The organism is Polyangium sp. 6x1, from assembly GCF_029946515.1.
GTDB lineage: Bacteria > Myxococcota_A > Polyangia > Polyangiales > Polyangiaceae > Polyangium.
In genome coordinates, this window is sequence record NZ_JARZHH010000013.1 from 39,721 (window position 1) to 65,167 (window position 25,447).

Sequence of the window (25,447 nt, forward strand, 5' to 3'; positions counted from 1 at the left end):
GCTCGTCACGGACGCGCCGATCACGCCGTATGCATCCTGGGCCCCGAGGGCACCTTCCGGGGCTCGTTTCCGCGCTCGGCCACGCGCGGCTTCTCGAGGGCGCGGTCGATCGCGGCGAGCAAGGTTTGCTCCGACGAACCCTTGGGCACCCACCCCACGCCGAGCTGGGCGAGCCGATCCTCCAGGGTGCGCGAAATGGGCCCGCTCGTGACCACGGCGGGCACGCCGAGCGACGCCGCGTCGAGGATCAGGCGAAAGCCGCCCTGCGAGTGCCCCGACAAACCCAGATCGGCGACGACGAGATCGGGGTGCCGCACGAGCAGGGCTTCGAGCGCGGTGGGGACGCAGTCGGCTTCGAGAGCGACCGCGGGCGCGTATTTTTCGACGAGGAGCGCGCCAATGAGGCGCCTGCGGGTCGCGTCGTCGTCGGCCACGAGAATGCGCCGCACGTCGTTCGTCGAGCCTTCGCGGTTCTTGTGAAGTCCCGGTCGGATACCAGAAGCAGAACGCATGGCCCCCCCTGCGAGCTTGCCGGATACCGAGTACGCCACGCACGGGGCCGCCATGCCATCGGGCGTCGCGGTCAAGGAAGGTCGGGGCGAGCCTGAGGTAAGGAATGGTTGAGTCCGGGCGGATCACGCCCAGAGGACGCATGTTGGAGACGCGTGCGCGCGACTTGGAGACGCGCGCACGCGTCTTCGAGGCGCCTTCCGTCGACCCGGAGGACGCGCGCGGGCGACTTCGAGACGCGCGGACGCGACTTGGAGACGCGCGGACGCGACTTCGATACGCCCTCAACCGACCCCGGGGACGCGCGCACGCGTCTTGGAGACGCGCGCAGGCATCTTGGGAGACGTGCGCACGCGTCTCGGAGACGTGCGCAGGCGACTTGGAGACGTGCGCAGGCGACTTGGAGACGCGCGCAGGCGACTTGGAGACGCGCGCAGGCGACTTGGAGACGCGTACAGGCGACCTGGAGGCGCGCCTATTCGTAACTTAGCCCACTCGAACGCGCGCCGTCACCACCCCGTCGGGTCGGTCAGGCGGCCCGCCGCGAGAGCGCCTCGTCCAGGATCGCGAGGCACCCTTCCTGCGAGTCACACGCGTTCAGCGCGCGCCGCAGCGCGGCCGCGCCCGGGAGCCCGTGCAGGTAGCCCGCGAGGTGCCTTCGGGTCACGTGCACCCCGTGGGGCTCGCCGCGCTCCTCCGTGTTCATCACGAGGTGCTTCTTGCAGAGCTCGATTCGCTCCTCCGGCGTCGGCGGATCGATCGACCGGCCCTCTTCGAGCAGCGCCTTCGCCTCGCGGAAGATCCACGGGTGCTCGATCGCCCGGCGCCCCACCATCACGCCCTCGCATCCCGTCTCCGCGAGCGCGCGCTTCGCGTCGTCCGCGCTCTTGATGTCGCCGTTCACGATCACCGGAATGCCGACCACGCTCTTCGCGCGCGCCGCCCAGGACCAGTCCGCCGCCCCCGAGTGGCCCATCTGCGCCGTACGGCAATGGATCGTCAATGCGGAGACGCCCGCGCCTTCCAGCCGCTTCGCGAGCTCCACGATCGGCATCTCCGACTCGGGGCCCCAGCCGATCCGCGTCTTCACCGTCACCGGCATGGACACGCGGCGCACGACCATCGCGGCCATCTCGACCATCGCCGTCGGGTTCCGGAGCCAGCCGGCGCCCGCGCCGCGGCCCGCGATCTTCGGCACCCAGCAGCCGCAGTTGATGTCGAGGAACGAGGGCCCCGCCGCCGCGGCGATCTCGGCGGCCTCGGCGAGCCGGTCGGGATCGGAGCCGTAGATCTGGATGGCGGTCGGCTGATCGTCCGGGCCGAGCGTGATCTTCCGGCGCGCGTTGCGGCAGCCGCGCAAGAGGCCCTCGACGTTCACGAACTCCGTCACGCAGAGCTCGGCGCCGAGCTCGCGGCAGAGCTTGCGGAAGACGGCGTCGGAGACGTCCTCCATCGGCGCGAGGATGACGGGCCGCGAGGAGAAGAGCTTTTGGAAAAGCGTTCGGTCGGAGGGCACAGGGGTTCTCGAAGGGGGAGGTTAGAGCATGCGGCAGACGGACGCGCCAGCGATCCGGGCGTGATTGCGGGTAGACTCGCCGCCCCATGGAGAAACTCCCGCTCGTCCCGCTTCTGCTCGGTCTCCTCGCCACCGCGTGTAGCTCCTCCGTTTCCGAGCCGAGTACGCCTTCGCTCCTCTCGAGCGCGTCCTACGGCAGCGCGCCTTCCGCGTTCTCGGCGCCGAGCGGGCCCTCGATTCCGAGTCGCGGCGACGCGCGCGGCGGGCTCGTCGTGCGCCCGGATCTCGCGTGTGTTCCGTTCGTTTTGCGCGTCGAGCTCGCCGATCCAAAGGCCGGGCTCGACCTCCTGGAGAAGGCCACGCTCGCCGTGAAGGAGCGCTTCGGCGCGGCCACGGGCGGCGCGGCCACGATCGCCATGCTCGGCGCGAACACGACGGCGGCGCCTGGGTACGCGAAGGCGAAGGAGGACGAGCCGCCGCCCGCGCGCTTCGTCGTGACCGTGGACGGCGCGGTCGAGGTCCCGCTCGCCGCGCAGGCGGGCTACTGGGCGCGCGCGAAGCTCGTCGCGGGGCTCGTCGAGGCCTCGCGCAAGCACGAGGCGCTCGTGCCTTCAGCGGGCGAAGGCGCCCCGAAGATCGAGACCGCGTTCGGCTCGCCCGAGATCAAGGTCCGCGACCCCGAGGCGTATCGGCCCGAGCTCGTCAAAGATTGGGTCGAGCGCGCGCGCGCCTTCGCCCGCGTCGCCGAGTCCCAGGCCGCGCCGCTCCAGCTCGTCTCGTGCGAGCCGCCGAGCGCCATCACGCAGACGCCGATCTCGCTCGAACAGGTCGGCCTCGCGCTCCCCGTCTCCTGCCGCATCGACGTGGCCCCGCATCCCCGCTGAAACGGACCCCGCGGCGCTCTCGCCCTGTGTGGCGCACTCTGGCGCAGCGTTTTGCCTGCAAACGCCTGCATTCGGGTCGGCATCGCTTTTGCTGACACCGCCCGCACCTTGGCTTGCTTTGCTTGAAAGCTCCGACCGAGAGGAGATCTTCCCCATGCGAACCGGCTTCGTCGTCCCCGTCCTCGCCGCCACGCTCCTCGCCGCGCTCACCACCACCGACGAGGCCGCCGCGTGTGGGGGATGTTTCGCGCCGCCGAGCCAGAGCACCGTCGTCTCGGCGCATCGCATGGCGCTTTCGATCTCGCCGAAGCAGACGGTGCTCTGGGATCAGATCCAGTACGACGGCGACCCCGAGAGCTTCGCGTGGGTCTTGCCGGTCAAGCCGGGCGCGGTGATCGAGGTCTCCACCGACGCCTGGTTCGACACGCTCGACGCCGCGACGACCACGCAGATCTTCCAGGCGAGCGTCGATTGCGGCGACGGGAACAGCAGCGGCTTCGGCTGCGGCGACGCGCTCGCGGGCCGCTCGTTCTCGGCCTCGGAGGATGGCAGCAACGGCGGCGGCGGCCCGAGCGTCACGGTCGTCCACCGCGGCACCGTCGGCCCTTATCAGACCGTCACGCTCAGCACGGACACGCCCGGCGCGCTGAATGGCTGGCTCGACAGCGCGGGGTACGCGATCGATCCCTCGACGCAGCCGGTGATCGACGCCTACATCGCGGAGAAGTTCGACTTCATCGCGATCAAGCTCCAGCCGGGCAAGGACGTGAAGGCGATGAAGCCCGTGCGCGTCGTGCAGCCGGGCGCGAGCCCCGTTCTCCCGCTGCGCATGGTGGCGATCGGCAGCGGCGCGAACGTCGCGATCACGCTCTTCACGATCACCGAGTCCCGCTCGGCGGCGAAGAACTTCAACAACGTCGTCGCCCCTGTCGACCTGCTCTCGTGGGACTTCAAGACGCAGGGGTCGAACTACGGCGAGCTCCGCACGAAGGTGCTCGAGCAGAAGGGCGGCGCGTCGTGGCTGACGTCGTTCGCGTTCCAGGGCGGCCTGCTCTCGCAGCTCCCCGGCCTCTTCAGCTTCCAGGGCTTCCGCACGTACACGACCGCCGGCAACGGATCCTTCGCCGACACGATCGCGGGGGCGTACGTGCAGCAGGGCATCGCGAACGCCGAGACGATGGACGGCGCGTGCTCGGCGTCCTTCGTGAACATCGGCCAGAGCAGCGCCATGGTCTCGAACCCGTGCCCCGCGGGCGTGCCGCTCGACGATCCGTCCTGCGGCGAGGTCGGCACGAACGAGATCGACGCCCGCACGCTCGCGTGCGGCAAGCTCGACGACCTCGCGATCGCGCTGAACGGCCTGCATCCGAAGGACGTTTGGCTCACGCGGCTCGAAGCGAACCTGCCGCGCGCGGCGCTCGGCAGTGATCTCGTCGTCGAGCCCGCGGACGCGCAGGAGTCCGTCGACAACATGCATCAGGCGCGCATCGGCACGAACGTCGAGGTGTTCTGCGATGGCTCGGCCGCTCCGATCCCGGGTGGCGGCAAGAAGAGGGGCGGCGACGGACGTGGCCCGCTCGTCGTTGCCTTCGGCATGGCGCTCGCCGCGCTCGCCGCGGCTGCGCGCCGGCGGATCAGCGTCACGAGGGCCTGAGCTTCCCCCGTTTCGATATGCTAGGCGCGAGAGCGCCATGGCAAACGTCCGCCCCTTCTCGTCCCCACCACCCACACAACTCGTCAAGCGCATCGCCGTCGCGGCCATCGGGCTCGCGATCCTGGCGATCGCCCTCTCGTCGTGCGTCACGCGCGTCGACGCGGGTCACGTCGGCATCAAGGTCAAGCTCGCGGGTGACGAGCGTGGTGTCGACAAGAGCCCCACGGTGCAGGGCTGGGTGTTCTTCAACCCGCTGACCGAGCAGATCATCCTGTTCCCGACCAGCGTGCAGAACATCGTCTGGACGAAGGATCCGCACGAGGGCAACGCGCGCGACAGCTCGATCACGTTCTCCTCGCAGGAGGGCGTGAACATCAACGCGGACGTGGGCCTCTCGTTCCACATCGAGTCCTCGCTCGCGCCCAAGCTCTACGGCCGGTTCCGCAAGTCGGACCTGATGGATCTCGCGAACGGCTACGTGCGCAACGCGATGCGCGAGAGCTTCAACATGCAGGCCTCGCAGATGCCGGTGCAGGAGATCTACGGCGCGGGCAAGGGCAAGCTCGTGGAGAACGTCGCCAAGCGCATGCAGGAGCAGCTCGGTCCGGACGGGTTCGTGATCGATCAGCTCACGATCAACGGCGCGCTGCGGTTGCCCGAGAACGTGGCGAACGCGATCAACCGGGCGATGGAGGCGACGCAGCAGGCGATCCAGGCGGAGAACCGTGTGCGTCAGGTGCGCGCGGAGGCGGAGCAGGCGGTCACGCAGGCCGAGGGGCAAGCGAAGGCGGCGCGTGCGCGTGCGCAGGGCGAGGCGGACGCGAAGCTCATCACGGCGAAGGCCGAGGCGCGGTCGAACCTGATCCTCAAGTACTCGGTGACGCCTTCGGTGCTTCAGTACCGCGCGCTCGAGCGCTGGAACGGCCGGCTGCCCGTGATGAACGGCGGCGGCGCGATGCCGATGCTCACGTTCGACGCCTCGAAGCTCGGCAAGGGCGGCGACGACGACGAGAAGAAGCTGCTCGAGCTGCTCGGTCAGGAAGAGGAAATGGAGCGCAAGGACGCCGAGCGCGAGAAGGCCGAGAAAGCCGAGAAGGCCGAGAAGGCCGACGCCGCGAAGGCGCCCCCGGCATCAGCGCCGCCGGCCGAACAACCGAAGCCGTAATCGGCTCTTCGCCCCCGCTCCCGCGTCTTCGCCCCCTCTCCCCTCTTCGCCCCCTCTCCCGAAAGGGAGAGGGGGTTGGGGGTGAGGGAGTCGCTCAAAGCCGTACGTCGAGGTGCGTGCGCTTCTTCAGCTCGTCGAGCCACTTGCGCTTCGCCTTCTCGAGGATCTCCGTCTGAAGGCGCTGCACCATCTCGCCCTTCGCCGCCTCGTACGTCGTGTACCGGGACGGCTGCCGCGAGACGAGCTTCATGATCACGAGCCCCTTCTCCATCTCGACCACGTCGGTCACCTGCCCCGGCTCGAGCGGCATCAGCGCGTTCTCGAACTCGGGCGAGAGCGCCTGGCGCTGGCCCTGCTGCATCTGGGGCGATCCGATCGGGGCGCGGATCCCGAGGTCGCCGCCCGTGTCGCGCGTGCTCGACTCGTCCGAGTAGGCGCGCGCGAGCGCCGCGAAGTCCTCGCCGGCGCGGGCGCGCGTCACGAGCTCGGCCGCGAGCTTCTTCCGCTCGGCGATCGCCTCGGGGCTCGATCCCGGCATGATCTGCAGCACGATCCACGAGGCGCGGTAGTCCCGGCGCTTCTTCTCGTCGCGCAGCGTGCGCTCGTAGATCGCCTTCACGTCGTCCTCGGTGATGCGCACGCGCCCCTTCACGCGGAGCTGCAGCATCTTGCCTTCCAGGATCTGCCGCCGGATCTCGTCGCGGTACTCCTGCTCCGTCAGGCCCGAGCGCGCCTTCGCCTCCCGGAAGAGGTCGGCCGCCGAGATGCCCTGCGCGGTCGCGATGTTGCGGAACGCGTTCTCGACCTCGTCGGGCGTCACCGTGATGCCCGCGCGCTCGGCGGCCTGCGATTCGAGCTTCTGATCGATCATCGTCTCGAGCATGTCCTTGAAGACCTGCGACTCCGCGGCGGCCTGCTCAGCGCCGGGGCGCACGCGCTGCTGGACCTGCAGGAGGAAGGGCTTGGCGCGGGCGCGGAGCTCGGACAGCAGGATGGGGTCGTCGCCCACGACCGCGACGATTCGCTCGACCACGATGGCTTCGGCCGGCTGCTGGGCAAGGGCGGCGGCGAGGACGAGACCAAGAGCGACGAGCCTTTGACGAGAGCGCATGCCGGGCACGACGTAGCACAATTACGACCGTGGGTCCGCGGACGAATCACCCGAGAGCGTCCGTCCCCGTTGCGGCAGCCCTCGCCCTGGTTTATTGCGCCGCCATGCGCGAGTTCCCGAAGCCCACTGCGGGCGAAGCGATCACGATGTCCGCGTCCGGCCAGCTCCAGGTGCCGGACCAACCCATCATCCCGTTCATCGAAGGCGACGGCACCGGGCCCGACATCTGGCGGGCGAGCCAGCGCGTGCTCGATGCGGCCGTGGAGAAGGCGTACGGCGGCAAGAAGAAGATTGCCTGGTACGAGGTGTACGCGGGCGAGAAGGCGTTCAACACGTTCGGCGAGTGGCTCCCCCAGGGCACGGTGGAGGCGTATCGCCAGTTCCTCGTGGGCATCAAGGGCCCGCTGACGACCCCGATCGGCAAGGGCATCCGTTCCTTGAACGTGGCCCTGCGGCAGATGCTCGACCTCTACGTCTGCCTGCGCCCGGTGCGCTGGTACAAGGGCGTTCCTTCGCCGGTGAAGGATCCCGGCGCGGTCGACATGGTGATCTTCCGTGAGAACACGGAGGACATCTACGCCGGCATCGAGTGGGAGGCCGAGAGCGCGGACGCGAAGAAGGTCATCGAGTTCCTCCAGAAAGAGATGGGGGTGAAGAAGATCCGCTTCCCGGGGACGAGCGGCATCGGCATCAAGCCCGTGAGCCGCGAGGGCACCGAGCGCCTCGTGAAGGCGGCGATCGAGTACGCGCTCCGGTTCAACCGGAAGAGCGTCACGTTCGTGCACAAGGGCAACATCATGAAGTTCACGGAAGGCGCGTTCAAGGCGTGGGGGTATGCCCTCGCGCAGCACGATTTCCGGGACAAGGTGGTGACCGAGCGCGAGACGTGGATCCTCGGGAACAAGGAGAAGAACCCGGAGATCACGGTCGAGCAGAACGCGAAGGAGCTCGAGCCCGGCTACGACATGGCGCCCGCGGACATGCAGGCGGAGTTCCGTGCCGAGGTCGAGGAGGCGCTCAAGCTCTGGGACACGCACGGCAATGGCAAGTGGAAGAAGATGCTTCGCGTGAAGGACTCCATTGCGGACATCACGCTCCAGCAGGTGCTGACGCGGCCGCGTGATTTCGATGTGATCGCGACGTTGAACCTCAACGGCGATTACCTCTCGGACGCGCTCGCGGCGCAGATCGGCGGCATCGGCATCGCGCCGGGCGGCAACATCAACTACGTGACGGGCCACGCGGTCTTCGAGGCCACGCACGGCACGGCGCCGAAGTACGCGAACCTCGACAAGGTGAACCCGGGCTCGGTCATCCTGTCGGGCGAGATGATGCTGCGGCACATGGGCTGGGTCGAGGCCGCGGACCTCATCAACAAGGGCATGGACGGCGCGATCGGCGCGAAGACCGTGACGTACGACTTCGCGCGCCTCATGGAAGGCGCGAAGGAAGTGAAGTGCTCCGAGTTCGGTGACGCGATCATCGCGAACATGGGCTGAAGCGCTGCTTTACGTGACGTAGGGAAGCCCCCTCTTCCGGAGCGGAGGAGGGGGCTTCATACTGTCGAGGGTCCTCGACCGGTGCCGCCCATGGACAAGAGCGTTCAGGTATTCCACAGCTTCGAGGAAGCCGAGCGGGCCGACGAAGCCTATTACGCGAGCCTCACGCCGCAGGAGCGCGTCGACCTCTTGCTGGATCTCGTGGCCAGCTACCGGGAGTCCATGGGTGAAGCTGCATCAAGATTTGAGAGAGTTTGTCGCGTTGTTGAACTCGAGCGGTGTTGAGTACATCGAACGCCAAGACGCCATGAGCTCGGCCTGAGCGTGGGGTTCCGAGGACAGCCGCAAGTCGAGACCGGGCAGCCGATGCCCATGACCACGCGCCGCTGGGGATCATCGAGCGCGTCAGCCGAGCGCTCGGCGTAACTCGCCTTCCGCCAGCGTCGTTTTTGCGCGGGAATATCCGCCGAACACATAACGATCCGGCCGCACGATCACGAGCGCCGCGCCATACCGGACAAACCATCGTTCGAGCGCGCCGTCCTCGTCGACGAGCGCTCCCTCCCGCGCTTCGCTCCCCGCGGGAAGGACCTGGAAACACCGCGCGCCGAGCTCCGTCCAGAAGGGTTCGTCCCGGACCACCTCGCGTGGATCGAGCCCGAAGCCGAGCACCGCGAATCCCGCCCCGAGCGCGTCGTCGAGCCGCACGCGCGCGCCCGAGGCGTCACACACGAACGGCTGCGGGAAATACGTTCCTTCCGGGTAACGCGGGGAGACGCCCGGTGCCCCGTCGAAGCGCCCGCGGCGGCGCCGCCCGCCTCGCATCATTCCCGCGTCGCACGTCGGCTTCGGCTTGAACTCCATGTCTCGAATGAATTTGCGGACGCGGCCCACCCGGTCGAGCCCACGGAACACGACGTCACGCGCTGTCGCAGCGCGCGCGTCGCGCACCAGAAAGACATACCCGAGCCGGATGCTGATCTCCGTCATCGCGACGAGGTGCGGCCGCCGCTCCTCTTCGTACGTATCGAGCAGCCGTTCGCTCGCGCGACCCGAGACGCAAAGCGCGAGCTTCCACGCGAGGTTCGCCGCGTCCCTCAGCCCCGACACGAGGCCTTGCCCCATGAACGGCGGCATCGTGTGCGCCGCGTCGCCCAGGAGAAAGACGCGGCCCTTGCGCCATTGCGCCGCCGTCTTCGCCTCGAACGTGTACACGCTCGCCCGCTGAATACGGATCTTCGCGGGATCCACGTACGGCGCGATCAGCCGCGCGATCGACGCCGGCGTTTCAATCGTCTCTCGCGTCTCGCCCTCCCGGAGCATGAATTCCAGGCGGCATTGGTTCTCCGTCCCGCGCGCCACGAAGCCGGGACGGGCGGGATCGCAGACGAAACGTGCGAGCGGCATCGTATCGGGGATCTCGTCCATCACGCCGGAGATGGCAATCCAGGGCTCCTCGTACCGGCGGCCTTCATAGGCGATGCCCGAGAGCTTGCGAATCGTGCTCTTGCGCCCGTCGCAGCCGAGCACGTAACGCGCTCGCAATGCGTGGGTCTCTCCGCTCGGGCCCCGCACTTCGAGCCGCGCCCGCTCCGCATCCTCGTGGATCGCGAGGACCTCGTGCCCGAGCCTCAGCGACACGCTTTCGAATCGCGCGAGCCCGCGCCGTAAAATGGCCTCCAGCGTGGGCTGGTCAAAGAAGTTCAGCGCCGGAAAACCATTGCCGAAATCGAGCCCGCGGAAGACGAGCTTCGCGAAGGCGCGCCCTTTCGCGTCGGTGAACTCGGCCTCGGGGCAGGCATACATGGTCGCCGTGAGCTCACGGTCGAGCCCGGCCTGCTGATAGACGCGCAGGGCCTCGTCGTCGCAGGAGAATGCGCGCGGGGTGCCGTGGGGCGTGGTCTCGCGTTCGAGCACGACCACGCGGAGCCCGCGCCCGCCGAGCAGGTTGGCCATCAGCGTGCCCACGGGGCCCGCCCCCACGATCGCGACGTCGACGTCTTCGAGCATGCCCGAGTATCCCGGCGCCGGGAAGGAGCGCAACCGAAGAATCAGGCGTAAAACGTGCGAATGCGATCGACCACGAAATGCTGCTGTTCCGGCGTGAGCGTCGGCGAGATGGGGAGCGAGAGCACCTCGCGGCAGGCGCGCTCGGCCTCCGGAAAATCGCCAGCGTGGTGGCCGAGGGGCGCGAAGCAAGGCTGGAGGTGCAGCGGGACCGGGTAGTAGACGGCCGTGCCAATGCCCGCGGATTCGAGACATGCGCGGAGCTCGTCGCGGCGGACGGCGCGGATCGTGAATTGGTGATAGACGTGTAGGCCCTCGGGGTCGTCGTCGGCGGGGCGAACGAAATCGGAGAGGCCCGCCTCCGCGAAGAGGGCGCGATAGCGATCGGCGATGGCCCGCCGCGCCTCGGTCCAGCCTTCGAGGTGGGGGAGCTTGGCGCGTAAAACCGCGGCCTGGATCGCGTCGAGGCGGCTGTTCATGCCGACCTCTTCGTGCCGGTACATCTTTTCGCCGCCGTGCGTGCGGAGCCTGCGCACCCGCGCGGCTTTTTCGGGATCGTTTGTCAGGACGAGCCCGCCGTCGCCGAACGCGCCGAGGTTCTTGCTCGGGAAAAACGAGAGGCAGCCGAACGTGCCGAACGTGCCGGCCGCGCGCCCGCCCCGCCGCGCGTCGATCGCCTGCGCGGCGTCCTCGACGACGGCGACGCCGCGCGATCGCGCCTCGTCGAGCCAAGGATCCATCCGCGCGACGCGGCCGAAGAGGTGCACGGGCACGATCGCGCGCGTATGCGGGCCGAGCGCCGCGAGCACGCGCGCGGGATCGAGGTTCCACCCGTCGGGCTCGATGTCCACGAACACGGGGCGCGCGCCGAGCCGCGCGATGGCGCCCGCGGTCGCGAAGAACGTGAAGGGGCTCGTCACGACCTCGTCGCCCGGGCCCACGCCCGAGGCGACGAGCGAGAGCAGGAGCGCGTCGCTGCCCGAGGCCACGCCGATCGCGTGCACGGCGCCGAGGCGCGCGGCGATCGCCTCCTCGAAGAGGCGGACCTCTTCGCCGAGGACGAATGCCTGCGCCTCGACGACGCGGGCGATGGCCTGATCGATCTCTTCGCGGATCGCGCGATGGAGCGCGCGCAGATCGAGGAGCGGGACCGTGACGTCCCGCTTGGGGGGTTTGGGGGCGTAGCTCGACTCGTCCGAGCGTCGCCCCCAAGCGTCCGACGAATTCACGCGGCCGGCGTGGCCTTCACGACGTCGGTGATGCCCTGCACGCTCTTCGCGCTCTTCGCGAGCATCGCCTTCTCGTCGTCCGTCAGCTTGATCTCGAGGATCTTCTCGACGCCGCGGCCGCCGATGATGACGGGCACGCCCATGAAGAGGTCCTTGTAGCCGTACTCGCCGTCGAGGTAGACGGCGCTCGGCAGGAGGCGCTTCTGGTCGAGGAGGAACGCCTCGGCCATCGCGACCGCGGCCGAAGCCGGCGCGTAGTAGGCGCTCGTGCCCATGAGCTTGACGATCTCGCCGCCGCCCGTGCGGGTGCGGGCGATGATCGCGTCGAGCTTCTCGCGCGCGACGAGCTCGGTCACGGCGACGCCGTTGATCGTGGTCGCGCTGAGCACGGGGACCATGTCGTCGCCGTGGCCGCCGAGCACCATGGCGCGCACGTCCTTGATGCTGACGTTGGCCTCGCGGGCGAGGAAGAGCTGGAAGCGCGCGCTGTCGAGCACGCCGGCCATGCCGACGACGCGCTCGCGGGGCAGGCCCGTGGCGCGCTTGAGCTCGTAGACCATCGCGTCGAGCGGGTTCGAGATGACGATCACGAACGCATCCGGACAGTGCTCCTTCACGCCCGCGGCGACGCTGCGGATGATCGGCAGGTTCGTCGCGACGAGGTCGTCGCGGCTCTGGCCGGGCTTGCGCGGGATGCCCGCGGTGACGATCACGACGTCGGCGCCGGCGCAGTCTTTCCAGTCGCTCGTGCCCGTGATCTTCGCGTCGTAGCCGATGACGCTCGAGTTCTGCTCGAGATCGAGGGCCTTGCCCTTGGCGAAGTCGGTCTTCGCCGGGATGTCGAAGAGGACGATGTCGCCGAGCTCCTTGCGGGCGCAGAGCGCCGCGAGCTCGCCGCCGATGTTGCCGGCCCCGATGAGTGCGATCTTCTTCCGAGTGCTCATGCGCGGCGCTTTAGCATCCCGCCGAGCTGAAAAGAACCCGCTTGCTGCGTCGCGCAAATCTTGCGCTAAGGTCCGGGCGCCATGGTGGACAAAGACACCCTCGAACGAGCGCTCCGGACGACCCTCGACCATACGGATTTCGGGGCGCTCGGCGCGAAATACGAGGGGAAGGTCCGCGACAATTACACCACGGGCGATGGACGTCGGTTCCTCGTGGCCACGGACCGGATCAGCGCGTTCGATCGCGTCCTCGGCACGCTTCCGCTGAAGGGACAGGTCCTCAACCTGCTCGCGGCGCACTGGTTCGAGGCGACGAAGCACATCGCGCCGAACCACGTGATCTCGGTGCCGGATCCGAACGTCGTCGAGGCCGTCGAGTGCGCGCCGCTGCCGGTGGAGATGGTCGTGCGCGCGTACGTCACGGGCGTGACCTCCACGAGCATCTGGACCCATTACGCTCGCGGCGAGCGTGTCTTTTGCGGCCATCGCCTGCCGGACGGCCTGCGCAAGAACGACCGGCTGCCCGCGCCGATCCTGACGCCGAGCACGAAGGCGCCGAAGGGCGGGCACGACGTCTCGGCGTCGCGCGAGGAGATCCTCGCCGAGGGCGTGATCAGCGCGCGTGACTTCGACGAAGCGGCCGAGATGGTGATGGCGCTCTTCGCGTTCGGGCAGAAGCGCTGCGAGGAGCGCGGGCTCATCCTGGTCGACACGAAGTACGAGCTCGGCAAGACGAAGGACGGGCGGATCGTGGTGATCGACGAGATCCACACGCCGGACTCGTCCCGGTTCTGGTTCTCTCGGACGTACGACGAGCGCCGCGCGCGAGGGGAAGAGCCCGAGTCGTTCGACAAGGAGTACGTGCGCCGCTGGCTCGCGGGGACGGGGTTCACCGGCGACGGGCCGATTCCTACGATTCCGGACGATGTGCGCGTCGAGGCCGCGCGGCGCTACATCGAGGCATTCGAGGCGATCACGGGGCACGCGTTCGTGCCGAACCTCGAAGATCCGCACACGCGGATCCGGCGGAACCTCAAGATCGCGGCGGGCTAGAGCATCGAACTGTTCGATGCTCTGGAAGATCGCGAAGCGATCTTCCCTCGGGGGGTGAATCGGCCGGGCTTCGCCTGGCCGAGAGGGGGGACGCGAGGCGTCCCCCTCGGGACGAAAGAGCCTAGAACATCGAGCGGTTGTCAAACCGCTCAATGTTCTAGGCGCTCGCGCGTTCGTCGTGGGGCGGCGGCGGGGACCAGAGCAACCACGCCACGCAACCCGGGAGGATCCACGCGCTGACCGCGAGGAACGGGGGCGTGTAGCTGCCCGAGCTGTCGATCATCTTGCCCACGATCGGGGCCGCGACGATGTACGCGATCGACTGCGCGGCCGCGGCGACGCCGCTCGCCGCCGAAGAGACCGAAGGCGAGACGCGCGAGAGCATGTCCGCGGTGAGCAGCGCGAAGATCCCGCCGCCGCCGGCCAGGCCGATCCCGCCGAGCACCATCGACTCCACCGGCGTGCGCCCGAACGGCGTCGCCGCGGTCACGAGGGCGAAGAGCGTCGCGACGGCGAAGAGGACACGATCGGGCGCACCGCCCATGCGGGATCGGGCCCGCACGCTGGCGAAGTGGCCGAAGAGGATCGAGCCGGCGTCGAAGAGGACGAGCGGGATCACGAGGTAAGGTCCCACGTTCGCCTGCGCGACGTGGTGGGATGCCACGAGATACTTGGATCCCCAATTGAGCAGGAACCCGATCGCCGGCGCCGACGCCAGGATCGCGAGCGTCGCGCGCAGCACTGCCCGGTGCGTCAGGACCGAGAGCGCGCTCGGGCGCGTCGTGGTGGCCGCGGGCGCCACGTCGAGCACCTCGCGGGCCGGGCTCCGCCACGCGAGCACGAGCCAGAGCGGCACCCACGCGAGCCCCACGATCGCCGTGCCGAGGAACGCGATCCGAAGGCCCCAGTTTCTCTCCAGGAACGGCGCGAGCTGCGGCGCGATGATGGCGCCGAGGGAGCTGCCCGTGAACAGGAACCCGAAGCCGCGCGCACGAGCGGCCGGCGGGAGCACGCGCTGGATGGTCTGCGCCGCGCCGGGAAACGAAGGGGATTCGGCGAGGCCGAGCGCGACACGCAGGACGAGCAGGCCCGTGAAGCTCGGCGCGAGCGCGTGCGCGGCAGCGACGAGCGACCACGCGACCACCGCGCCGAGCAGGCCTCGGCGCGCGCCGAGGTGATCGATGAGCCAGCCCGCGAACGGAGCGCCCGCGAGATACGCGACCGAGAAGGCCGAGACGAGCAAGCCGTACTGCGTGTCCGAGAGCTCGAAGACCTTCGACACGGTCGGCGCGAGCGCGGCGAGGGCCTGGCGATCGACGTAGCTGACGGCCATCGTCAAGGTCGCGGTCAAGGCGAGGGCCCAGGCGTGGGGTCGCGAGAGGGCAGGGGGCGCGTTCGTCACGGGCGGCGGGATCCTCGCACGGATTCGGTCTTCTCGGGCGCTTCATGGACGCGGCGCGGAGGGGCGGGTAGACCCCCGGTATGGGTCAGCCGATCGCGATCGGGGTGGATCTCGGGGGCACGAAGATCGAGGCCGTCGTGCTCGCGGGCGTCACGGCCGAGGGGCCCGTCGTCGTCCTTCGTCGGCGCATCTCGACGCCGCGCGATCGTGGTCATGACGGCATCCTCGAAGCGGTGGCCGGTCTCGTGCGCGAGGTCGCGGCGGAGGCGGGGCTCGACCCGAGGACGGCCCCGCTCGGCGTGGGCATGCCGGGCGGCGTGACACGCGCGGGCCTCGTGAAGAACTCGAACACGACCTGCCTCAACGGCCGCCCTTTCCGCGCGGATCTCGAGCGCCTGCTCGGACGATCCATCGTCTTCGACAACGACGCCAACTGCTTCGCGCTCGCCGAGGCGCACCTCGGCGGGGCCGCCGCGCACGTCGACGGCGTCGTCTTCGGCGTGATCCTGGGGACCGGCGTCGGCGGCGCGCTCGTCGTTCGCGGGCAGGTTTGGCCGGGCGAACACGGCATCGCGGGCGAGTGGGGGCACCACGCGGTGTTCCCCGACCGAGGGCCTGTCTGTTACTGCGGGCATCGCGGCTGCCTCGAGCTCTTCGCGAGCGGCCCCGCCGTCGAGGCGGACTACGCGCGCCGCGCGGGCCGCTCGCTCTCGGCCTCCGAGATCGCCGCGCGTCGCGCCGAGGATCCTCACGCGGCCGCCGCGATTGATGCGTTCCTCGACGCGTTCGCCCGCGGCCTCGCCAACGTGATCGACATCGTGGATCCGACCGCGATCGTGCTCGGCGGTGGTCTTTCGAATTTGAACGTTCTCTACGACGAGGGCCGCGATCGCGTGGCCGCGCTCGTCTTCAACGACGAGCTGCGCACGCCGATCCTGAAGAACGCGCTCGGCGACAGCGCGGGCGTGTTCGGCGCGGCGCTGATGGCGATGGCGGCGCGCTAGGCGAAGCGCGACGCTTCTGTGGGCTTGACGCCGAGCGCTTCGAGCGCCGCGGCGAGCTTCGATCGGTGGATCGACACGACCGTCGGCATGCCGCCGGAGATCCCGAACTTCTCCAGGAAATTGATCCCGCTGTCGAACGCGGCCGCGAACGTCACGTTGTCCCCGTCGATGACGGCCGACACGGTCGCCCGCTCCTGACCGACGAGCAGGAGCAACGTCTTGTCGTAGGGGCCTCTCCGCGTCGTCGCGTCGACGATCACGATCCCCGGCTCGATCCGCTCGAACGACTTCGCGAGCCTGCGCGACTCGGCTTCGAGCGGCGCGAGCTCCGCGCCGGCCGCGTCGATCGGCTGCCAGAGCGACGCGTCCGTCAGGCCCGTCGAGAGGTGCCGCACGATGAGCCCGAACAGCGCGTGATCCCGCGGCCGCGCGCGGAGCGCGCGATCGATGCGCTGCGCGATCGGGCCCGGCGTGCCGATCCGTGTGTCGATCGCCCGCGCGTCCGCGTCGCAACCCGGATACGGCTCCTCACCGCCGCGCAGCCACTTCGCTCCGCTCGCGAGGCCGTCGAAGTCCACGTGGCAGACGAGCGTGTCGATGCGGCCGGCGCGCGCCACGATCTCGGGCGTGATCATCTCCGGGCAGGCGCCGTGCTCGGCCTTCGTGGAGAGCACGAAACGCGCGTCCTCGGCGTACCGCGCGTGATGCAGGCTGTCGTGGTGATCGACCCAGGCGCGGAGCCGCGATCCGAGCGCCTCGATGAAGGGCAACGTCACCGTCTCGAAGCTCTTGCCGCCTGCCTCCGAGGCGAAGGCGATGTCCAGGACCACCACATTTCCGCGGAGATCCTTGGGTTTGGGCAGCTTCCGTGGGGAAGCGAACGAAAGCTCGACGGATTGCATCATCCTTCGCTCGGTTGCGTCCTTCGTGTCATTCCCTGCATCCGACCTGGATAAACTCGCTCTGGGGAGACGGACATGAAGCGTGGATTCTTAGCATGTGGTGGGGCTCTCGTCGGTCTCTGGCTCCTCGCCGGGCCCAGCGGCGCGCCCGCGGCCCACGCGGAAGAGGCGACGGCCGCGGCGGAGCCCACGGTCACAGCGCCCACCTGCTCGATCAAAGGCACCTATCCTCCGTCCAAGAACACCAAGCTCTTCGACGCGCCGAGCGGCGGCAACCACGTCGCCACCCTGAACGGCGCGTACATCCCGATGACGCTCACCGAGATCCCGTTCGACCCCACGGTCGGTCGAGCGCGGCTCGCGACCTCGGCCGGCAGCGGCGCGATGCGGCTCGAAGGGTACGTCGCGCCCGCGGACATCTCGCTCTTCACGACGCGCGACATCTCGGTCTACGGCGGGCACGTCTGGATCGCGAGCGCGCAGAAGGTGAAGCTCGTCAAGGCCAGCCAGAGCTCGCTCACCGTGGAGATTCCGGTCGGCGGCACGCTGAACCAGACCGTGCGGGCGACGGCGCCTTGCGACGCGTTCGCGCTCGCGAAGGGCACCGTGCAGCCGTTCGAGATCCCCGGCAATGGCCGCGGGTACATGACGAAAAAGCAGAAGATCGAGCTCTTCGACAAGCCAAACGGCGACGTGGTCCTCGCGCTCGACATGATGGAGGGCGCGGGGCAGCTCTTCTGGAGCACGGAGATGAAGCTCGGCTTCGTGCACGTGATGTCGCGCAGCGATCTCACGATCGACGCGTGGGCGCGCCTGCGTGACCTCGACGCGCTGAAGAAGGGCGAAATGATGGATCAGTACGTCCCGCCCACCACGCAGATCGCTGGCGCGCAGCTCACGTTCGACAAGCCCCCGCCCCTCGCGCGCGTCACGAAGGAGATCCCGATCCGGGCGAAGCGCGACGACAAGGCAAAGCCGATCGGCGTGATCGAGGCGGACACCGAGGTCTACGTGCTCGAGACCGTCGCGGGCTGGACGAACGTCCTGCCGAAGCACCTCGGGATCGTCCCGCCGGACGACGGCGGCTTCTGGATCCCGTCGAGCGAAGTGCCGAAGTAACCTCGGCCGTTGCAGCGCTGGCCCCGTCGCGGCAAGGATGCGGGTCATGCGGCTCCGCACTGCGCTCCCCGCCCTCGCCACCCTCGCCACAGGCACGCTCGTCCTCGCGACGAGCGAGGCCGCGCCCGAAGCGAGCACCTCCAAGGACGCGATCGTCGCCCCGGCCGTGGCCGGTCAGCAAGCGCTCGCCGTGCGCGCGTCGAAGGCGGGCATCGTCGCGCGTGTCTGCGCGAAAGAGGCAGGCTGCGACGCGGCGTCGGGCGCGACGATCGAGCTGCCCGCAGGCGCGCTCGATCTCGTCGCGAAGGGCGCGAAGGTCGACACGAGGACGCTCGCGGGTGGGCGTCAGGTCGTGCGTGTCGTCGCCGGAGGCGGCGCCGGCGGGGCGAGCTTCGTGGCGCTCCTCGCCGCGCCGCTCGCGGGCAAAGGTGACGCGCCGATCACGCTCTGGACCGGCTTCACGGGCCTCGCGAAGGGCGAGCACGGCGAGGAGCGCGCGACCGTGCTGGTCGAGGAACCGCAGGAGAAAGGCGTCCGGATCGTGGTGGGCGAGCAGCGCGACGACGTCACGGTGTGCGGCAGGCCCGCGCTCGTCTCGGCGCGCGAGGTCGATCCGCAGACGATGACGCTGAAGCGCGGAGCGAGCGTGCAGAGCCTCTCCGTCAAGGAGCGGGCCGAGGCGACGAAGCTCGCAGCGACCGCCGCCTCCGGGGACAAACCGCGACCGCTCGTGCCGCTGCTCGTGGCGCGCACGGCGTCGAGCGCGGTGGGAAAGGCGTTCGCGACGCTCACGGACGGCGATCCGGAGACGACGTGGTCCGAGGCCAAGACGGGCCCGGGGCGCGGGGAATTCGTGACGTTCTCGTCGGCGAGCGAGGTGCCGATCACGTCGCTCGACATCGTCGTGCGCCCGCCCAAGGCCGAGGTGCCCGGGGGCGCCGCGCCGAAGACGATCTACCTCGCCACGCCGGACAAACTTTACGAGGTGAGCTTCCCGGAGGACGCGTTCAAGAAGGCGGGCGCGCGGTACGAGGTGAAGTTGCCCGCGCCGATCGTGGCCACGTGCCTGTCGCTCGTGCTCGACGCGGCGTACGCGCCGGAGAGCGCGGCGGATGCGCGCGTGACGATCGCCGAGATCACGGCGCGGACGGCGTTCGACGAGAGCTCGCCCGAGGCCCTCGTGGGCGCGCTCGCGGGCGGGAGCGAGCGATCGAAGGGCGCGGCGGCGCTGCTCGCGCGAGGCGGCAGCGCCGCGGTGAAGGCGACGATCCAGGGCTACGACAAGCTCGACGACGCGGGCAAGCAGCTCGCCGAGGGCGTGATCGACGCGGCCCCGTGCGCCGACCAGGCGCCGTTCTGGACACGCGTGATGCAAGCCGAGCTCGCAAAGAAGGGGCCGAAGCGCGCCCCCGAGGAGCCGGCGCTCGCGCACGCGCGTGATCGCCTGCGCCGCTGCGGGCGCGCGTCGGCGGCCTCGCTCGTCGAGCTCGTGGTGAAGGGGGAAGGCAAGGTCCGGATCGAGGCCGCATCGGAGCTCTCGCTCATCGCGCCCGCCGAGGCGGTGCCCGTCCTCGTCGATGCGCTCGCGACGCCGGACGACGCGCTCCGCCGCGAGATCCGAGGCTCGCTCGCGCACGCGGCCAAGAGTGAGCGGGCGCTCGCGGCGCTCGGCGTCGAGCTCGAAAAGGAGCGGTTCGCGGCGCGCAGCGAGGTCGTGCGGATCGATCTGCTCCGGGCTCTCGGGGCGCGGATTGGCCTCGTCCCGGGTGCGCGGGAAGCGTTCGCTTCGCTCGCGACGGAGGGCGCGTCGTTCCGCACGCGCTACCTCTTGCTCGGCCCCGCGGCCGATCTCGCGCGCGCCGGGGACAGGGGCGCCGAGGCGTTCCTCGTGGCGGCGCTGCGCAAGGATCCCGATCGGCACGTGCGGCTGCGCGCCGCCGAGGTCGCGTACCGCGCGCCGCAGATCCTGCCCTTGCTCCTCGAAGCCTCCGAGGATCCGGAGGTGCGCGTGCGTGACGCCGCGGTCCTCTCGCTCGGCGCGCGCGGGCGATCGGACGAGGCCCCGTCCCCGGCGCTCGTGACCGCGCTCGGCAAGCGCCTTGCGCAGGATCCGTTCACGTTCGTACGGACGAACGCGGCGCGCAGCCTCGGCGAGATGCCGAGCACGAAGGCCGGGGACGCGGCGCTCGCGGCGGCGCTCGGCGACGCCTCGCCGGAGGTGCGCGGCCGCGCGCTCGATGGCCTGGGCGGGCACCAGGCGACGGCCTACCTCGGGCCGATCCGCGAGCTCGCCACGAATGACGAGGAGTTTTCCGAGGTGCGCGCGCGGGCGATCCTGGCGCTCGCGGCGATGTGTGATCGCTCCCAGGTGGACGCGTGGACGAAGCTCGCGCGAAGGACGCCGTTCGCCACGAGCGAAAGGGAGCGCACGCTCGGTGCGGCGGCGATCGCGGCGCTCGGGGACATAAAACCGCAGGATCTCCGCGCCCGGCTCGCGCCGCTGCTCGATCCGAAGGTCACGCGCAACGTGCGCGACCTCGCGCGGGCGGCCCTCGAAGCGACGTCCAAGTGCAAGTGATCGCTTCTTTTTCAGGCATCCTAAGCCCGGGACGGAGGCCCCGCCGCGCGGCGCGCACCGCGCGGTAGCGGTGGCCCTGCGATCCGTGTAATTTCAGGGGAGGCAGGGATCGGAGGAACCAAGGCCCAAGTGAGTAACCCCGCCGAGAACATCAAGCCCGGCACCGTGATCGCCGATCGGTACCGCGTCGTGCGTCAGCTCGGGCGCGGCGGCATGGGCTCGGTGTTCCTCGTCGAGCACGTCCACACGGACGAACAGCTCGCCCTCAAGATCCTGCACTCGGCCGTGATCTCGGACGCCGTGGCGCTCGAGCGCTTCCGCCGCGAGGCGCGCACGCCGGCGCGGATCAACAGCGATCACGTGGTCCGCGTGACCGACGCGGACATCGCGGCGAACCTGAACGGCGCGCCGTTCCTCGTGATGGAGTACCTGCGCGGCGAGGACCTCGATCAGCGCATCGAGCGCGTGGGGCCGATCCCGCCGACCGACGTCGTGCTCTACCTCCGCCAGGCGGCGCGCGCGCTCGACAAGGCGCACGCCCTCGGCATCGTCCACCGCGATCTCAAGCCCGAGAACCTGTTTCTCACGACGCGCGAGGACGGCACGCCCTGCATCAAGATCCTCGACTTCGGCATCGCCAAGCTCACGGGCGAGGCCTCGCGCGAGCTCGTCCGCGCGGCCGCGACCACGACGGGCCAGATCTTCGGCACGCCGCTCTTCATGTCGCCCGAGCAGGCGAAGGGCGAGTCGTCGAAGATTTGTGGTCAAACGGATGTCTGGGCCCTCGGGCTCATCGCGCACCGCCTCCTCACGGCCCGCGACATCTGGACGGCCGAGACGATCACCCACCTGATCGCGCAGATCGCGTACGAGCCCATGCCCGTGCCGAGCGAGCACGGCGCGCCCTTCGGCCACGACTACGACGACTGGTTCGCCGTGTGCTGCGCGCGCGACGTGAAGAACCGCTACGCCTCGGCCGGCGAGGCGGTCACCGCGCTCGCGAAGTCGCTTGGCGTGATCGAGACGTTCCCCGGTCCGGGCAGCGGGCCGGATCGGATCACCGGGCGCTTCATCATCGATTCGAAGCTCCTCACGCCGCCCGCATCGGCGGCGGCCTCGACGCTCAGCGCCTCGCAGCTCAACCTGCTCGGCGATCCTCCGCCCACCGATCCGGCGCCTCCCCCGCTCACGCCGCAGGAGACGCAGCGCAAGAGCTCCGCGGGGCCGCTCACGCTCACGGGCATGAAGCTCGGCACCGCGCCGCCCCGGAAGAACCGGGTCCTGCGTGCCGTGGCCGTCGCGCTCCTCGTGGGCGCGTCGCTCGGAGGTGCGGTGCTCTGGTACCTGCGTCCTCCGAACCTCGGCATGGGCGATCCGGACATGCGGCCCGCCTCCCCCGACGTGAAGTCGACCGCGTCCGTGCCGCCCATCACGGTCGTGCCGATGAACGATACGCAGCACACCGTCATGAACCCGACGCCGCAGCCCTCGTCGACGTCGGCGCACACGCAGATCGCGGACGCGGGCGTGGGCGACGCGGCTCCCTCGGCCACCACGAAGCCGCCGTTTTCCCAGCCTACGGCCACGACGACCTACCCGTACAAGGGGTCCGTGGGTCCGCGTAACAACAAGCCGTTCGATCCGCTCTCGGGCCGGCACTGAGGCGCGCCTGCCGTTTCTTCGGCTTCCCCTGGGAGCTGGGGTATAGGGTACGCTGAAGTGCGAACGATGCTGCTCCCTCGGGAGCGGTCTTCTCGGATGGAACACTCTCGCATGCGGGGCCCACTGCCTGGTCGGACATCGCCACGCGCGTCACGAGCGCGCGGTGCCGCTCTGCGCGGGGGATCGGCCTTCGCCCTCGGCCTCGGGCTCGTGCTCTCGTCGCCCGTCGCGCGGGCGAACGATCCGGCCGCCGCGGACGCGCTGTTCCAGGCCGCGAAGAAGCTCATGACCGAGAAGAACTTCGGCGAGGCGTGCCCGAAGTTCGACGCGAGCTACAAGCTCGATCCGACGCTCGGCACGCTGCTCAACCTCGCTGATTGTTACGAGAAGCTCGGACGCACCGCGACGGCGTGGTCGACGTGGGGCGAGGCCATGGAGAAGGCGCTGCGCGACGGGGACAAACGCGCTGACTTCGCCCGGAGCCGCCGCGACGCGCTCTTCCCGAAGCTGCCGAAGGTCGTCATCAACGTGCAGAACGAAGTCCCGGGCGTCGACATCCTCTGGGACCAGGTGAAGCTCGCGCCCGCGGTCTTCGGCGTGGAGCTGCCCGCGGATCCGGCCGAGCACGATCTGCTCGTCCTGCGTGACGACGGCATGAAGCTCAAAGAAGAGCGCGTCCGCATCACGCAGGAAGGCGCGCGCACCGAGATCTCGCTCGACATCGAGGCGCTCGACAAGGCGAAGCCTCGCGAGGTGAAGCACGTCGAGCCTCCGCCTCCGCCTCCGCCGACGACGAGCAAGCAGCGCGTCGCGGGGCTCGTGGTCGGCGGCTTCGGCGTCGCGGCGCTCATCGCCGCGGGCGCGCTCGAGGGCGTGGCGCTCGCCAAGCGTGGCGCCGCGAGCGATCGGTCGTCCTGCGTGAACAAGTTCTGCACGCCCGACGGGCTCGCCGCGATCTCCTCGGCGCAGACCTTCGCCGAGGCCGGGCAGTGGATCGGCCTTGGCGGCATCGTCGCCGCGGCCGTCGGCGTGACGCTCCTCATCACGGCGCCCCCGGCGGCTCCGTCGCCGCGCCCCGCGACGGGCGTCGTCGTCCCGCGCCCGATGTGGGTGGCCCCGTGGGCCGGGCCGAACGGCGGCGGCCTCGTCGTGGGGGGCGCACTTTGAAGCGGCCCCTCGCCGCCAGGATCAGCGCAATCCTCGTCGCGTTTTGCATCGCTGGCGGGTGCGCGACCGTGCTCGACCTCGAAGGCTATCAGGACGCTGCGGGCGCGCTCTGCACGTGCCCCGGCTTCGAGCTCGTCGCGTCGTGCGCGACGCACGCGCAGGCGCGCATCACGGCCGGATCGGATGCGGAGCGCACGGCGTTCCTCGACACGTTCGAGAAGAAGCAGTGCGGCACGATCTGCGAGCACGCGGCCGAGTGTTACGCCGCGATCCCCGGCTGCAAAGGCGAGAAGCCCGGGTGCGAGTGCTGCCCGTGGAACGACTCGGTGCTCATGTGCTCGACCTCGGACACGTGCCAGACGTGCCGTACGTGCCTTCAGGTCGCGACCGAGCCGGGCGACGGTACGTTCGAATGCGCGCTCGGCCGGGGGCGGCTCAAGGAGCTGCGGGACTGCGCGTGCTCGGTGTGCACCGACGACTGCACCGGGTTCTGCCAGAACATCGAGCTGCTCACGACCGATCCGCAGGACACGTGCCACAGCTGTCTCGAGCAGAACTGCAAGGCGCCGCTCGACGCGTGCTTCGGTGACAAACCTTAGGGGGACTCGAACGTGCATGCCGGAGCGCCGCGTCCCGAACCTTCGCCGTCTCGAAGCGCCATGAGCCGTCCCCGCCGCGTGCTCGGCGCGCTCCTCGCTTCGCTCTTCTCGTTCGGTGCCGCGAGTTGTCTCGGCGTCCTCGACCTCGACGGCTACGCCTCCGCGCCCGAGGCGCTCTGCGATCTGCTCGAGCGTTGCTACGGCGAAGCGGGCTTCGCCAAGTGCGAGGGCCACGTGAGCTCGCAGCTCGCGGTGGCGAGCGCCGAGGGCAAGGAGAGCTTCCTCGATGGGCTCTCCGGTTGCCTCGCGGATTGCAAGAGCGCGCGCCGTTGCCTCGACGTGCGCCCGATCTGTCGCGAGCCCCGGCAGAGCTGCACGACGAACGAGCAGTGCTGCGGCTTCCTCGGCGGCTACGCCGTCTGCAGCCGGCAGAGCTGCTGCCAGACGACGGGCGTGTCCTGCACGTCCGACGTCGACTGCTGCACCGGCAAATGCGAAGGCGATCCGCCGACCTGCGGCGGCACGCCGTGCGTCGCGCCCGGACAGCCGTGCACCGACAGCTTCGAGTGCTGCAGCGGCGTGTGCCTCGCTTCCGGCGTGTGCAGCGAAGAGACCTGCTTGCCCGACGGCTTCAACTGCATGGGCGACGTCGATTGTTGCTCGGGCCTCTGCACCGGAGGCACGTGCACCCAGCCCGTCTGCACGCAGGACGACGAGCCTTGCCTCGCGGACACCGAGTGCTGCAACGCCGCCGGCTGCGACGAGACGCTCGGCATCTGCGGCAGCGCGGGATGCCTCCCGCTCTCGGCGCCTTGCTCTCCGACGGGGCCCGATCCGTGCTGCGGCGATCTCTTCTGCAAGCCCGGCCTCGAGCGCTGCGTGGAGCCCTCGTCGTGCACCGAGACCGGCCAGAACTGCGGCTTCGACGACGAGTGCTGCACCCTGAACTGCCAGGGCACGTGCCAGTGCGCGAACGACGGCGAAGGCTGCTACGAGAGCTACACCTGCTGCAGCGGCTCGTGCATCAACGGCCAGTGCGCGCAGTGCAGGCAGGAGGGCAGCCCCTGCTCGAAGGCCTCGGAGTGCTGCGCGGGCATCTGCAGCGCGACGGGCACGTGCTGCAAGAACGCCGGCTGCAACCACGGCATCTGCCAGGCCGGCGAGGCGCTGACCCCGGCGAGCTGCAACGAGAGCGCGGTCGAGATCCAGTGCATCCGGGCGATCTGCGCGAACGACCCCTATTGCTGCTGCGAGACCTGGGACGACAATTGCGTCGGGCAGGTCGCCGCGGTGTGTGGTCTTTCGTGCCCCGCGCCGCTTTGAGTTTTTCCGGCCGCCCGCTGGATCTCGGCCTTCCCGCGCCGCGCCGGTTTCGTCTTTTCGGCTCCGTGGCCTGGTGCTACGCCCTCGGCGTCATGGGCCCCACCCGCACCTACCTCCGC

The 25,447-nt window shown here is 69.8% G+C and carries 21 protein-coding genes; 13 read left to right on the forward strand and 8 right to left on the reverse strand.

The features are described 5' to 3' along the window. Positions 1-20: 20 nt before the first annotated feature. A complete protein-coding gene (locus tag QHF85_RS15110; protein WP_281327874.1) occupies positions 21-512 on the reverse strand; it encodes a response regulator in 492 nt (163 codons plus the stop codon). A 527-nt stretch (positions 513-1,039) separates the two neighbouring features. After that, positions 1,040-2,026 carry a tRNA dihydrouridine synthase DusB gene (gene dusB, locus QHF85_RS15115; RefSeq protein WP_281327875.1) on the reverse strand — a complete coding sequence of 329 codons (987 nt, stop codon included), beginning with the start codon at positions 2,024-2,026 and terminating at the stop codon, positions 1,040-1,042. An 86-nt stretch (positions 2,027-2,112) separates the two neighbouring features. Between dusB and QHF85_RS15120 the strand changes: the two genes are divergently transcribed. The 3 genes from QHF85_RS15120 (at position 2,113) to QHF85_RS15130 (ending at position 5,729) form a co-directional block, all read left to right on the forward strand. Further along, entirely contained in the window at positions 2,113-2,910 is a 798-nt protein-coding gene (locus QHF85_RS15120; protein ID WP_281327876.1) for a hypothetical protein, read from the forward strand. A gap of 154 nt (positions 2,911-3,064) precedes the next feature. Next, positions 3,065-4,564, forward strand: a complete 1,500-nt coding sequence (locus QHF85_RS15125) for a DUF2330 domain-containing protein (protein WP_281327877.1) — start codon at positions 3,065-3,067, stop codon at positions 4,562-4,564. 37 nt (positions 4,565-4,601) lie between these two features. Next, positions 4,602-5,729: a prohibitin family protein gene (locus QHF85_RS15130; RefSeq protein ID WP_281327878.1), complete on the forward strand. Its 1,128-nt coding sequence runs from the start codon at positions 4,602-4,604 to the stop codon at positions 5,727-5,729. 94 nt (positions 5,730-5,823) lie between these two features. Here the strand turns inward: QHF85_RS15130 and QHF85_RS15135 are convergent, their stop codons facing one another. Beyond that, complete coding sequence (locus QHF85_RS15135) at positions 5,824-6,840, reverse strand: peptidylprolyl isomerase (RefSeq protein ID WP_281327879.1); 1,017 nt, start codon at positions 6,838-6,840, stop codon at positions 5,824-5,826. Positions 6,841-6,944: 104 nt separating this feature from the next. Here QHF85_RS15135 and icd point away from each other — a divergent pair, with 104 nt between their 5' ends. Together icd and QHF85_RS15145 are read left to right on the forward strand one after the other, a co-directional pair. After that, the gene (icd, locus tag QHF85_RS15140; protein ID WP_281327880.1) at positions 6,945-8,339 is read left to right on the forward strand and encodes an NADP-dependent isocitrate dehydrogenase; all 1,395 of its coding nucleotides are present in this window, start codon (positions 6,945-6,947) and stop codon (positions 8,337-8,339) included. Between the two features lie 90 nt (positions 8,340-8,429). Beyond that, positions 8,430-8,624 (forward strand): hypothetical protein, encoded by a 195-nt coding sequence (locus tag QHF85_RS15145; protein WP_281327881.1) that lies wholly within the window; start codon positions 8,430-8,432, stop codon positions 8,622-8,624. Between the two features lie 120 nt (positions 8,625-8,744). Here QHF85_RS15145 and QHF85_RS15150 read toward each other — a convergent pair whose 3' ends face one another. Genes QHF85_RS15150 through mdh form a run of 3 tightly spaced genes read right to left on the reverse strand, consistent with a single transcriptional unit; the run spans position 8,745 to position 12,519 of the window. Further along, positions 8,745-10,349, reverse strand: coding sequence for a bifunctional 3-(3-hydroxy-phenyl)propionate/3-hydroxycinnamic acid hydroxylase (locus QHF85_RS15150; RefSeq protein WP_281327882.1), 1,605 nt, complete (start codon positions 10,347-10,349; stop codon positions 8,745-8,747). Between the two features lie 41 nt (positions 10,350-10,390). After that, positions 10,391-11,575, reverse strand: coding sequence for a DegT/DnrJ/EryC1/StrS family aminotransferase (locus QHF85_RS15155; protein WP_281327883.1), 1,185 nt, complete (start codon positions 11,573-11,575; stop codon positions 10,391-10,393). Continuing rightward, entirely contained in the window at positions 11,572-12,519 is a 948-nt protein-coding gene (gene mdh / locus QHF85_RS15160) for a malate dehydrogenase (RefSeq protein WP_281327884.1), read from the reverse strand. The genes QHF85_RS15155 and mdh overlap by 4 nt, the downstream gene beginning before the upstream one ends. Positions 12,520-12,600: 81 nt before the next feature. Between mdh and QHF85_RS15165 the strand changes: the two genes are divergently transcribed. Then, positions 12,601-13,572: a phosphoribosylaminoimidazolesuccinocarboxamide synthase gene (locus QHF85_RS15165; protein WP_281327885.1), complete on the forward strand. Its 972-nt coding sequence runs from the start codon at positions 12,601-12,603 to the stop codon at positions 13,570-13,572. 157 nt (positions 13,573-13,729) lie between these two features. On the opposite strand, the gene QHF85_RS15170 is transcribed toward QHF85_RS15165, so the two are convergent. Beyond that, positions 13,730-14,974 (reverse strand): MFS transporter, encoded by a 1,245-nt coding sequence (locus QHF85_RS15170; RefSeq protein ID WP_281327886.1) that lies wholly within the window; start codon positions 14,972-14,974, stop codon positions 13,730-13,732. Between the two features lie 80 nt (positions 14,975-15,054). Here QHF85_RS15170 and QHF85_RS15175 point away from each other — a divergent pair, with 80 nt between their 5' ends. Further along, positions 15,055-15,978 (forward strand): ROK family protein, encoded by a 924-nt coding sequence (locus QHF85_RS15175; protein WP_281327887.1) that lies wholly within the window; start codon positions 15,055-15,057, stop codon positions 15,976-15,978. Here the strand turns inward: QHF85_RS15175 and QHF85_RS15180 are convergent. Beyond that, positions 15,975-16,883, reverse strand: coding sequence for a hypothetical protein (locus QHF85_RS15180; RefSeq protein WP_281327888.1), 909 nt, complete (start codon positions 16,881-16,883; stop codon positions 15,975-15,977). The genes QHF85_RS15175 and QHF85_RS15180 overlap by 4 nt on opposite strands. A gap of 72 nt (positions 16,884-16,955) precedes the next feature. On the opposite strand from QHF85_RS15180, the gene QHF85_RS15185 reads away from it, so the two are divergent. From QHF85_RS15185 to QHF85_RS15210, 6 genes are all read left to right on the forward strand, one after another. Continuing rightward, positions 16,956-17,999, forward strand: a complete 1,044-nt coding sequence (locus tag QHF85_RS15185; protein ID WP_281327889.1) for a hypothetical protein — start codon at positions 16,956-16,958, stop codon at positions 17,997-17,999. Positions 18,000-18,045: 46 nt separating this feature from the next. Next, a complete protein-coding gene (locus QHF85_RS15190; RefSeq protein WP_281327890.1) occupies positions 18,046-20,577 on the forward strand; it encodes a HEAT repeat domain-containing protein in 2,532 nt (843 codons plus the stop codon). A gap of 129 nt (positions 20,578-20,706) precedes the next feature. Then, a complete protein-coding gene (locus tag QHF85_RS15195) occupies positions 20,707-22,239 on the forward strand; it encodes a serine/threonine-protein kinase (protein WP_281327891.1) in 1,533 nt (510 codons plus the stop codon). Positions 22,240-22,449: 210 nt separating this feature from the next. Beyond that, complete coding sequence (locus tag QHF85_RS15200; RefSeq protein WP_281327892.1) at positions 22,450-23,406, forward strand: hypothetical protein; 957 nt, start codon at positions 22,450-22,452, stop codon at positions 23,404-23,406. Between the two features lie 68 nt (positions 23,407-23,474). Beyond that, a complete protein-coding gene (locus tag QHF85_RS15205) occupies positions 23,475-24,005 on the forward strand; it encodes a hypothetical protein (protein WP_281327893.1) in 531 nt (176 codons plus the stop codon). Between the two features lie 60 nt (positions 24,006-24,065). Beyond that, complete coding sequence (locus QHF85_RS15210) at positions 24,066-25,328, forward strand: hypothetical protein (protein WP_281327894.1); 1,263 nt, start codon at positions 24,066-24,068, stop codon at positions 25,326-25,328. Positions 25,329-25,447 lie beyond the last annotated feature (119 nt).

Excerpts from the sequence above, each read along its gene's own strand:
- QHF85_RS15185 (WP_281327889.1), top strand. The coding sequence starts at position 16,956 with ATGAAGCGTGGATTCTTAGCATGTGGTGGGGCTCTCGTCGGTCTCTGG.
- QHF85_RS15210 (WP_281327894.1), top strand. The coding sequence starts at position 24,066 with ATGAGCCGTCCCCGCCGCGTGCTCGGCGCGCTCCTCGCTTCGCTCTTC.
- icd (WP_281327880.1), top strand. The coding sequence starts at position 6,945 with ATGCGCGAGTTCCCGAAGCCCACTGCGGGCGAAGCGATCACGATGTCC.
- mdh (WP_281327884.1), bottom strand. The coding sequence starts at position 12,519 with ATGAGCACTCGGAAGAAGATCGCACTCATCGGGGCCGGCAACATCGGC.
- QHF85_RS15135 (WP_281327879.1), bottom strand. The coding sequence starts at position 6,840 with ATGCGCTCTCGTCAAAGGCTCGTCGCTCTTGGTCTCGTCCTCGCCGCC.
- QHF85_RS15145 (WP_281327881.1), top strand. The coding sequence starts at position 8,430 with ATGGACAAGAGCGTTCAGGTATTCCACAGCTTCGAGGAAGCCGAGCGG.
- QHF85_RS15190 (WP_281327890.1), top strand. The coding sequence starts at position 18,046 with ATGCGGCTCCGCACTGCGCTCCCCGCCCTCGCCACCCTCGCCACAGGC.
- QHF85_RS15165 (WP_281327885.1), top strand. The coding sequence starts at position 12,601 with ATGGTGGACAAAGACACCCTCGAACGAGCGCTCCGGACGACCCTCGAC.
- QHF85_RS15150 (WP_281327882.1), bottom strand. The coding sequence starts at position 10,349 with ATGCTCGAAGACGTCGACGTCGCGATCGTGGGGGCGGGCCCCGTGGGC.
- QHF85_RS15180 (WP_281327888.1), bottom strand. The coding sequence starts at position 16,883 with ATGATGCAATCCGTCGAGCTTTCGTTCGCTTCCCCACGGAAGCTGCCC.
- QHF85_RS15175 (WP_281327887.1), top strand. The coding sequence starts at position 15,055 with ATGGGTCAGCCGATCGCGATCGGGGTGGATCTCGGGGGCACGAAGATC.
- QHF85_RS15130 (WP_281327878.1), top strand. The coding sequence starts at position 4,602 with ATGGCAAACGTCCGCCCCTTCTCGTCCCCACCACCCACACAACTCGTC.
- QHF85_RS15120 (WP_281327876.1), top strand. The coding sequence starts at position 2,113 with ATGGAGAAACTCCCGCTCGTCCCGCTTCTGCTCGGTCTCCTCGCCACC.
- QHF85_RS15110 (WP_281327874.1), bottom strand. The coding sequence starts at position 512 with ATGCGTTCTGCTTCTGGTATCCGACCGGGACTTCACAAGAACCGCGAA.
- QHF85_RS15125 (WP_281327877.1), top strand. The coding sequence starts at position 3,065 with ATGCGAACCGGCTTCGTCGTCCCCGTCCTCGCCGCCACGCTCCTCGCC.